The organism is Bartonella sp. AP88XZML (genome assembly GCF_042195565.1).
Classification (GTDB): domain Bacteria; phylum Pseudomonadota; class Alphaproteobacteria; order Rhizobiales; family Rhizobiaceae; genus Bartonella.
Genome location: NZ_JBHIOQ010000095.1, coordinates 1 through 10,068, shown reverse-complemented (window position 1 = coordinate 10,068; position 10,068 = coordinate 1). Strand labels below are relative to the sequence as shown.

Genomic DNA, 10,068 nt, shown 5'->3' with positions numbered 1-10,068 from the left:
ACGTCTTGTTTATAATCCGGATAATCGGTTTGAGGCAAAAAACACAGCCTATCCTAGTTGGCAGCATGGGTATTTTGATGCCAAGATGAATGAAAAGGTTGAAGAGGCATTGTTTCAAAAAGATTCACAAAAACGGGCGAAAATCTATGCTGATTTACAACGTGAACTGATGCAAAAAGGTCCTTATGCGTTTATCTATCAGAAATATACTGTTATCGCGATGACACCTGATGTCAAAAAGTGGGTTTGGAATAGTGCGCCACAAATTTTTTATAGTAAAATTGAAAAATAAGTGTGTCTTCAATGCTGTCAAATAGATAAAGAGCATAGCCATAATATATTTGGCGTTTTGCATAAGTTTTAAAGTTTTGCAAGACGTCGAAGATCGTGAATAGGGAGGGATATACTAAATGTCTTTTCAAGATCTTTATTTAAAAGGGGGCATTTTTATTAAAGATATGTTTGTGTAGATGTTAAGACTGAATATCTCAGTTTCTCTGAATTGAAAAGTGGTCAGTTTATTTACTGAAAAATTATTGCAACAACTGTTGCAGAAGCTAGCATTGCTAAAGAAGCAAAGACTTTACGATGTGCAAGAAAAGTTTTGTTATGGGGAAACACGAGAAATATCAGTTTTTAATAGTATCCGTATTGTCTTTTGCTTTGAAGGATGAGGAAATGCTAATTGGAGGGTATTATTTTACGGGGAGTGATGAAAAAATTCGAATTTTTCTTTTGAAAAAGGAATAAAAGTCGTTTTACTTGGCAAATTGACGAATTTTCCTGTTTTACCGAAGTTTCAAATTCTTATGAAGGCTCTTTATTATTAAAGTACTTTAATAAATAGGGATAGTGCTTTGATGAAATTAGAAATATTAGAAGAAACAAGATACAAGAGAAAAAAGGAATCTTAGTCTTATAGTCTTCAATAGTAGGCGTTATGATATCGTGAATAAGCTCTATTGTTGGTGAGCGTTCATTATATATCAGAGTGTTTTGGTTTGGCTTATAAGTGTGGGCAGGAGAAGTGATTGGCAAGAGGTGTTTGTTCTTAAAGATTTTAAAACTTAGTTTTTAGAAGCCTATAGTTCGTCTAAACTTAATTATTAAGCACGTTTTGCTGCAGGGAAATTTATACAATAAACGTTAAAAGGAAAATTCTATGAACGTGAAAAGAAAAATATTGAAAAAGAGCAGTTCTTTTGTTTCTGCTGTTCTTGCAATGGGGATGTTTGTGCAACAAGTTTCAGCAAAAACACCTACTGATACCCTTGTAATGGCTTTGAATCTTGATTCAATTGAGACTTTTGATCCTGCGCAGATCAATGAACGTTATGGCAATGAAATTATTGCTAATATTTGTGATAACTTAATCGATTCCGCTACAGATGATGCAGCTAAAATAGCGCCTTCTTTGGCAAAGAGTTGGGATGTTTCAAATGAGGGTGGGGGTACAGTTATTACTTTTCATTTGCGTGATGATTTGAAGTTTAATGATGGTCGGCCTGCTGGTGCTCATGATCTTGTTTGGGGGATGAAGCGGGTTGTTAAATTGAAGTTGTCTGCAGCAGCTATATTTAACGAATATGGAATTACAGAACAAAATATTGATTCTACTCTTCAAGCCCCCGATGAGAAAACAGTGGTGATGAAATTTGATAAGCTTTATCCAGCAGAGATCATCCTTGGCCATATTCTTACTACTCGTGTTGCTGCTTTACTTGATCGTGAGACACTTATGAAACACGAACAAGATGGTGATATGGGAAATCGCTATTTGGCAAGTCACGCTGCTTGTGTTGGTCCTTATCAATTAGTCAACTGGCGTTCTGGAGAGGCGATTTTGTTGCGTGCAAGTTCCTATCATTGGGGAGAGCCAGCAAAATTGAAGAAGATCTTAATTCGTCATATTGCTGAGCCTGGAACACAACGTTTGTTGTTGGAAAAACACGATATTGATGTGGCACGTAATTTAACGCCAGAGAATATAGCAGATCTCCAAGTAACAACAGATATTAAGATTGAAAAAGTGTTGGCTCCATCTGTGATAATGTGGGGGTTCAATACGACAAATCCTATTTTTGCCAATGAAAAGGTGCGTTTGGCAATGCGTTATTTGATCGATTATGACACTCTGGGAAAGACTCTTCTTAAAGATGTTGGTATTCCACGGGCAAGCTTTATTCCCATCGGTAATCTTGGAGCTTTGGATGAAAAAGAAGGGCAACCCTTTAAACTTGATCTTGAAAAAGCCAAGCAGCTTTTAACAGAAGCAGGTTATCCAAATGGTTTTAAAGCCAATATTTTTGCAGGGAAATCTCCTTATCCTTTTGCTTTACCTATTGCTCAGTCTATCCAGGACAATGCAAAAAAAATAGGTGTGCACTTTAAGATTGAACATTTTATCGGTACACAGTTGTTTTCCAAACTTTATGCACGTAGCTTTGATACAATTTTTATGGGATGGAATAACGATTCTGCAGATCCTTATACAATGGCTTCACGTCTCGTTTATAATCCGGATAATCGGTTTGAGGCTAAAAACACAGGCTATCCTAGTTGGTGCCACGGCTATTTGGATGAAGATATGAATAAGAAGGTTCAGGCAGCTCTGTTTCAAAAAGATCCACAGAAACGGGCAGAAATGTACGCCGATTTACAGCGTGATTTTATGCAAAAAGGACCTTATGCGTTTATCTATCAGACATATAGTATTATTGCTATGACACCTGATGTTAAAAAATGGGTGTGGAATAGTGCACCACGTATTTTTTATAATGCCATTGAAAAATAAGCACGTTTAAAATGTTGTAATATACAACAGTGAATGTGATGATAATAACTTCGGTGTTTTGCATAGAGTTTAAAGCTTTGCAAAATATCGAAGTTTATCGGTAAAGTGCATTATAAAGTAACTCGAAGGTACTCTTCTTTAGAGAGGGACTATGCATTTTTATAGAATAATTATACATAGATATTAAGATTGTAGATTTCAATCTTAAGTGAAGAAAAAATAATAAATTTGCCGGTTTAAGAAATGGGCATACTGAATATGAGCAGAATTTAGTATTTTGTAGAAAAAGTGAGGGACCTTAAAATGTGCTATTGAGAAAAAAGTTAGTTATATGCAGGTGCGTTGGGGGAAAATGGGATTATTGTGGAGCTGGTGCTTCAAATTATACCGCTTTTCCTTAAAAAATGATGAGATGCTGAGACTGCCCTTTAGTATGGGTCCTGGAAAGTCCAAATGTCCTTGTGAGGAAGGAGTGGAATGGCTATGGTTAGAAACTATACTTATGAGAATTGTCAAAATATCGAAGGATGAGTGAGCTTTTAAAGCAACTGAAGTTGGTTCTCTGAGAACTCTTTTGAGAAAATAGCAAAAAGACTTTTAAAGCAGAAGTCCTGTTTGATGTGATAAAAAAATCTTTGGCTTGTATGATCAAAGTTATGGGTGCTGTGACATCACCAACAGGCGCTGTCATTTGTGGTATTATTCATTGTTTATCAGATCATTTTTCGTTGTCTCTTTTGCTTTAGTTTACCAATATTGCTCAAGGAGTTGCTCCTGCTGTTTAAAGGGTTTGATATTTTATCTTTAGGAGGTGTGCTTTAAAAGCCTGATTTTTTTTATTTTTGCACGTTACTGTTACAAGGAAAATTTATACAACAAACTTTAAAGAGATAAGTCTATGAATTTAAAAAGAAAAATATTAAAAAGGAGCAGTTGTTTTATTTCTGCTTTTATTGCTTTTGGGATATTTGTGCAGCAAGTTTCAGCAAAAACACCTGCTGATACCCTCGTGATGGCTTGGGATCTTGATGCGATCAGTAATTTTGATCCTGCGCAACTCAATGACCGCTATGGAGCTGAAATTGTTATCAATGTTTGTGATAATTTGGTTGATTCTGCTAAAAATGATGGAGCTAAAATCGTTCCTTCTTTGGCAAAGAGTTGGGATGTTGTAAGCGATGACCAGAGTACGGTGATTACTTTTCATTTGCGCGATGATTTGAAGTTTAATGATGGTCGGTCTGCTGGTGCTCATGATCTTGTTTGGGGAATGAGGCGGGTTGTCAAATTGAAGCTATCTAATGCGGCAACTTTTAATGAATATGGTATCACAGAACAAAATGTTGATAAGGCTTTTCAAGCACCCGATGAGAAAACAGTGGTGATGAAATTTGATAAACCTTATCCAGCAGAACTTATTCTGAGCAATATTTCTAGGAATCGTACTGTTGCTCTGCTTGATCGTGAGACACTTATGAAACACGAACAAGATGGTGATATGGGAAATCGCTATTTGGCAAGTCACGCTGCTTGTGTTGGTCCTTATCAGTTAGAAAGTTGGCGTCCTGGAGAAGGAATTTTGTTGCGTGCAAGTACCCATTATTGGGGAGAGCCAGCAAAATTGAAGAAGATCTTAATTCGTCATATTGCTGAGCCTGGAACACAACGTTTGTTGTTGGAAAAACACGATATTGATGTGGCACGTAATTTAACGCCAGAGAATATAGCAGATCTCCAAAAAACAACAGATATTAAGATTGAAAAAGTGTTGGCTCCATCCCTGATAGTATGGGGGTTCAATACGACAAATCCTATTTTTGCCAATGAAAAGGTGCGTTTGGCAATGCGTTATTTGATCGATTATGACACTCTGGGAAAGACTCTTCTTAAAGATGTTGGCATTCCACGGGCAAGCTTTATTCCTCTTGGTAATTTTGGGGCTTTGGATGAAAAAGAAGGGCAACCCTTTAAACTTGATCTTGAAAAAGCCAAGCAGCTTTTAACAGAAGCAGGTTATCCAGATGGTTTTGAGGCCAATATTTTTGCAGGAAAATCTCCTTATCCTTTTGCTTTGCCTATTGCTCAGTCTATTCAGGATAATGCAAAAAAGATAGGTGTGCACTTTAAGATTGAACATTTTATCGGTACACAGTTGTTTTCCAAACTTTATGCACGTAGCTTTGATACAATTTTTATAGGATGGAATAATTCTTCTGCGGATCCTCATACAATGGCTTCACGTTTTATTTCAAATCCTGATAATCGGTTTGAGGCTAAAAATACAGGCTATCCTAGTTGGTGCCACGGCTATTTGGATGAAGATATGAATAAGAAGGTTCAGGCAGCTCTGTTTCAAAAAGATCCACGGAAACGGGCACAAATGTATGCTGATTTACAGCGTGAATTAATGCAAAAAGGACCTTATGCGTTTATCTATCAGACATATAATATTATTGCTATGACACCTGATGTAAAAAAATGGGTGTGGAATAGTGCACCACGTATTTTTTATAGTGCAATTGAAAAATAAGAAGGTATCAAGTTTATAAAATATAAAAAACATGATCATGATATATTTGATGTATTGCAAAGCTCTTTAACACTTTGCAATACGTTGAATTTTATCGGGAATGGATTACTATGTTGTATCGAGAATTTTATTTCAGGAATTCTTATGAAAGATGCGTTTGTGTGGATGTAGGATTGAATATTTTAACTTCTATTGATACAATTTTCGGATGAAATAATGACTCTAGACATCCCCATACAACGGCTTCAAGTTTTTTTTTACAACCCTGATAATCGATTTGAAATTAAAAATATAAGCTGTTCTAGCCGGTGTTATGGGTATTTTGATGAAGCTATAAATCAAAAGTTTAAAGATGTGTTGTTTCAAAAAGATTCACAGAAACGGGCGTAAAGAATTGAAAAATGGTAAGTTTGTTTAGTGAAAAAACAGGTGTAACAAATGTGGCAGAATTCACTGTTTCCGAAATAGCAGGGGCTCTAAAGCGTGTTGTTGAAGAAAAGTTTGGTTATGTACGGGTGCGTGGGGAGATATCAGGGTACCGTGGTACTCATGCTTCGGGACATGCTTATTTTGCTTTAAAAGATGATAAGGCACGGTTGGAAGCTGTTATTTGGCGTGGAGTTATGGAAAAGCTCAAATTCCCTCCTGAAGAAGGGATGGAAGTAGTTGCTGTTGGTAAACTTACAACTTATCCAGGGTCATCGAAATATCAAATTGTCATTGAGGCTCTTGAACCAACGGGGGTTGGTGCTTTGATGACACTTCTTGAAAATCGTAAGAAAAAGTTTTTAGAAGAAGGCTTGTTTGATGAAGAAAAGAAAAAACCTTTGCCTTATATGCCTCGAATTTTAGGCGTTGTAACATCACCAACAGGTGCTGTTATTCGTGATATTATTCATCGTATATCCGATCGTTTTCCGTTGCATATTTTGGTTTGGCCTGTACGTGTTCAGGGGGAAACAAGTGGGAGGGAAGTGGCTGTTGCTGTTGAAGGTTTTAATGCTCTTGGTCCAGGTGGACTTATTCCAAAACCTGATCTTATTATTGTTGCACGGGGAGGGGGAAGTTTAGAAGATTTGTGGGGGTTTAATGACGAAGCTGTTGTTCGTGCTGTTTATGAATCTTCTCTTCCTGTTATTTCTGCTGTTGGGCATGAAACGGACTGGACCTTGATTGATTATGTGGCTGATTGGCGCGCTCCAACTCCTACCGCCGCAGCAGAACGGGCTGTTCCTGTTAAGCTTGATCTCGAGGTGCTGGTGGCATCGCTTGATGCACGTTTGCGCAAGGGACTCGCGCGTTATTTGGATTTTTATCGACAAAAATTGCGTGCTACTCTACGAGCTCTTCCGACTGCCGATCAACTTTTTGCTCTACCACGGCGTGGTTTGGATGAAACTTCAAGTCGATTGCAGCGTGCTCTTTGTGTAAGCTACGATAAAAAACGTTTTTCTTTTCATGCACTTGGTGTGCGTCTTTCACCGCGTTTGTTAAATAGTGAAAAAGCACAACGCAATACAAAGGAATATACGGCACGTCTTCAGCGTGCTTTTGTGCGTAGTGTGGAAAAACAACGTGCTGGGTTAGAGGTAGTATCTAGGCTTTTAAGAAGCACTTCATATCAGAATATTTTGGAGCGCGGTTTTGTTTTGGCTTTGGGGAAAGATCATAAGCCCATTAAACGATTGGTTCAGTTTCCTGAAACAGGGCAAATAAATTTACGCTTTTTTGATGGAGATATCAGTGTTGCAACACAAGAGCCTATTTCCGCTAAAAGATCAAAACACAAGCAGATAAAGTCGCCAAGCGATGATCAAGGAACTCTCTTTTAATACGGTTAATGCCATGCTTGCGGAAGGTCTTCTTAAGGGAGTGGATGGAAAAGTTCGTTGCGCATGGGCTGGAACGGATCCACTTTATTGTGCTTATCATGATACCGAATGGGGAAAGCCTGTTTTTGAGGATATTCGTTTGTTTGAGAAAATTTGTCTTGAAGGTTTCCAAGCGGGGCTTTCTTGGTTTACAATTTTAAAAAAACGCTCTTTTTTTCGCGTTGCATTTGATCACTTTGACTTTGAAAAGATTGCTCATTATGATGAGCTAAAGGTGCAAATGTTATTGCAGAATAAAGACATTGTTCGCCATCAAGGAAAAATTCAATCAGTGCTTAATAATGCATTGAGAGCACAAGAAATTATAACAGAGTGGGGGAGTTTGTCCCACTATTTTTGGTCTTTTCAACCACCACAATCGGAGCGTTATGAAAAAATAGATTTTCAAACACTGTTAGCTAACCCTATGACACCTGCTTCTTTTCGTCTTTCTCAAGACTTGAAGAAACGTGGTTGGACATTCGTTGGCCCCACAATTTGTTATGCTTTTATGCAGTCCGTAGGAATTGTTAATGATCATCTTGAAGGATGTTTTTGTCGATAAATTGGCAAACTTTCTTTTGTAAGAATAATGATTAATAGGATAATAATTGAATTATTTAATAAATGTATAAATTATACAATTCCGCTGTATAAGATAATTGAAATATACAAACTATACAATATTAATGATTTTCTATTGTTGTTGGCACTAAAAACGATAAAGGTATAATTTTGAGGATGAAAAAACAGACGCAAAAAGGAGTGATATCTTAACTGTTATGTATCTGAAGTGAGATAATGGTAATGTCTTGTATGTTTTAAAGAAACATCTAGTTACACCAAAGCCCATTTTGCGACGCAGCTCATGAATACTATGACAGTAAATCCATCGTGCACTCCATCTTTACGCTTATGAAGGAGAAGATCGGCACCATCACACATTTACTAGCTCTCAATGTTGTCAACAGTCTTTAGCATTTGTAATGGTTCAGAAGAGGTGTTTTTATTTCCGTTAGTGACATGACCGTTATAATTAATGAATATTTTATTCATGTTTATTGACGAATGCAAAGTGGTTTTTAGATGGGGTGCTGTTGTTGCATTGTTTTACTTTGCTTGTATGACTGTTGGTTTATTTATATGTAGGTCGATTGCCCAATGCTTACCTAGGCAATATAAAATGAAATGCAGCGATGAAAAATTGAAGTTAAATGACTCAAGCTGCTTGTGTTAGGTTTTATTATCTGATAACTTTCCTTCACTAGAGAGGAATTTTGCTGCGTGTGAGCTCCAGTTTTGGGAGGATACTTAAGCTCAGACAGATTGGTATTCACTGCATTGCTTCGTTGAATCTCTGTATGTTTCCGCTGGAAACAAGAGTTTTTGCGGTATGTTGCTTTCTGTTCTATTTTTATAGTGGTAAAGCAATGATGCACACTAAAGTTTAGAAGGTTTTATATTCGTTATGTCTTTGGGGGGAAAGTGTCTAATAAATTTTGTTTTTATCAATGGGGGGATGCATTTTAGTGTATATTCTTTTATTGTAAGCTTTATTTCTCAAAAGATAAAGCGTGGAAGGAATGCTTCTTCTCATTTTTCCTTTATCTTTGTTAACGCGTTGGGTTTTGTTGGTAAAAACGTAAAACTTTTGACACTTAGTTTTCAAAAGATTAAGCAGATTTTTGTGGGGGGTAGCGTTTTAGAAAAGATATTTTCTTATGTCTTTCTGCTGTTTCAGTGTCGTTTTGGTCATGTAGTAAAGATGCGCCGCATCTTGAAACTGAGTGTTTGAGGGGGATGACTATTTTTAAAGTTTGCATATTTTATTTTAAATGTCGCTTAAAGGAATAGAATAATGAATTCATAAATTTTTGCGTAATGATTTTTTTTAAGCTCACTATTTTTTTTGGGCGACAAGGCTTATTGATGATTAATAGGGAACTGATATAGTGCATTATCATATGCAAAGAGGTTATGAAAAGAATGTAATACTGGTTAGCAAAACATATATTGCATGTTCGCTATGGTTTATTGAGACGTAAGTCAATGACTTTATCAAGTAGATGATTCTGTGTAGGTGATTAGAAATATAGGCGATTAGAACGTATTTATTCAATGTTATAATTATAAATTTGCTATATTATTTCAGCGTCATTAATTGATAAAAATAAATAAAGGGAAAAGTTCATGAACTTGAAGAAAACAATATTGAAAAGTAGCAGCTCTCTTGTTTCTGTTCTTATGGCATTGGCGATGGTTGCACAACAAGCTTCAGCAAAAACACCGGCTTATACCCTTGTGATGGCTTGGAATCTTGATGCAATCAGTACGTTTGATCCCGCACAACTTAATGATGTTTATGGAAGTGAAATTGTTCGCAATGTTTGTGATAATTTGGTCAGTACTGCGACAGATGNGATCACAGTACGGTGATTACTTTTCATTTGCGTGATGGTTTGAAGTTTAATAATGGCAGATCAGCCAATGCCAATGATCTTCTTTGGAGTATGAAGCGGATTGTCAAATTGAAGATGGGTAATGCGGCAATTTTTAATGAATATGGTATTACAGAGCAAAATGTTGATGATGCTTTGCAAGCTGTTGATGAAAAAACGGTGGTAATGAAATTTGATAAGCCTTATCCAGCAGAGCTCATTCTTAATAATATTGTTGCAAGTCCGGCAACAGCTTTGCTTGATCGTAAGACAATTATGAAACACGAAAAAGATGGCGATTTTGGAAATCAGTATTTGAAAAGTCATGCTGCTTGTGTTGGTCCTTATCAGTTAAAAAGTTGGCGCCCTGGAGAAGCTCTTTTGTTGCGTGCAAGCTCTCACTATTGGGGACAAGCGCCTAAACTGAAGCAGATT

The 10,068-nt window shown here is 36.8% G+C and carries 5 protein-coding genes and 2 pseudogenes; all 7 read left to right on the top strand.

The features are described from left to right. Positions 1 to 292 (top strand): annotated as a pseudogene (locus ACFIK2_RS08930) (ABC transporter substrate-binding protein); the annotation flags it as partial. Positions 293 to 1,162: 870 nt separating this feature from the next. After that, the gene (locus tag ACFIK2_RS08925) at positions 1,163 to 2,794 is read left to right on the top strand and encodes an ABC transporter substrate-binding protein (RefSeq protein WP_375677191.1); all 1,632 of its coding nucleotides are present in this window, start codon (positions 1,163 to 1,165) and stop codon (positions 2,792 to 2,794) included. A 620-nt stretch (positions 2,795 to 3,414) separates the two neighbouring features. Then, a complete protein-coding gene (locus tag ACFIK2_RS08920; RefSeq protein ID WP_375635010.1) occupies positions 3,415 to 3,540 on the top strand; it encodes a hypothetical protein in 126 nt (41 codons plus the stop codon). Positions 3,541 to 3,692: 152 nt separating this feature from the next. Further along, positions 3,693 to 5,324: an ABC transporter substrate-binding protein gene (locus ACFIK2_RS08915; RefSeq protein ID WP_375677190.1), complete on the top strand. Its 1,632-nt coding sequence runs from the start codon at positions 3,693 to 3,695 to the stop codon at positions 5,322 to 5,324. Between the two features lie 401 nt (positions 5,325 to 5,725). After that, positions 5,726 to 7,156, top strand: coding sequence for an exodeoxyribonuclease VII large subunit (xseA, locus tag ACFIK2_RS08910; RefSeq protein ID WP_375677189.1), 1,431 nt, complete (start codon positions 5,726 to 5,728; stop codon positions 7,154 to 7,156). Next, on the top strand, positions 7,134 to 7,760 hold the full coding sequence (locus ACFIK2_RS08905) for a DNA-3-methyladenine glycosylase I (RefSeq protein WP_375655418.1): 627 nt from the start codon (positions 7,134 to 7,136) through the stop codon (positions 7,758 to 7,760). The genes xseA and ACFIK2_RS08905 overlap by 23 nt, the downstream gene beginning before the upstream one ends. 1,625 nt (positions 7,761 to 9,385) lie before the next feature. Beyond that, positions 9,386 to 10,068: pseudogene (locus ACFIK2_RS08900) on the top strand (ABC transporter substrate-binding protein); the annotation flags it as partial.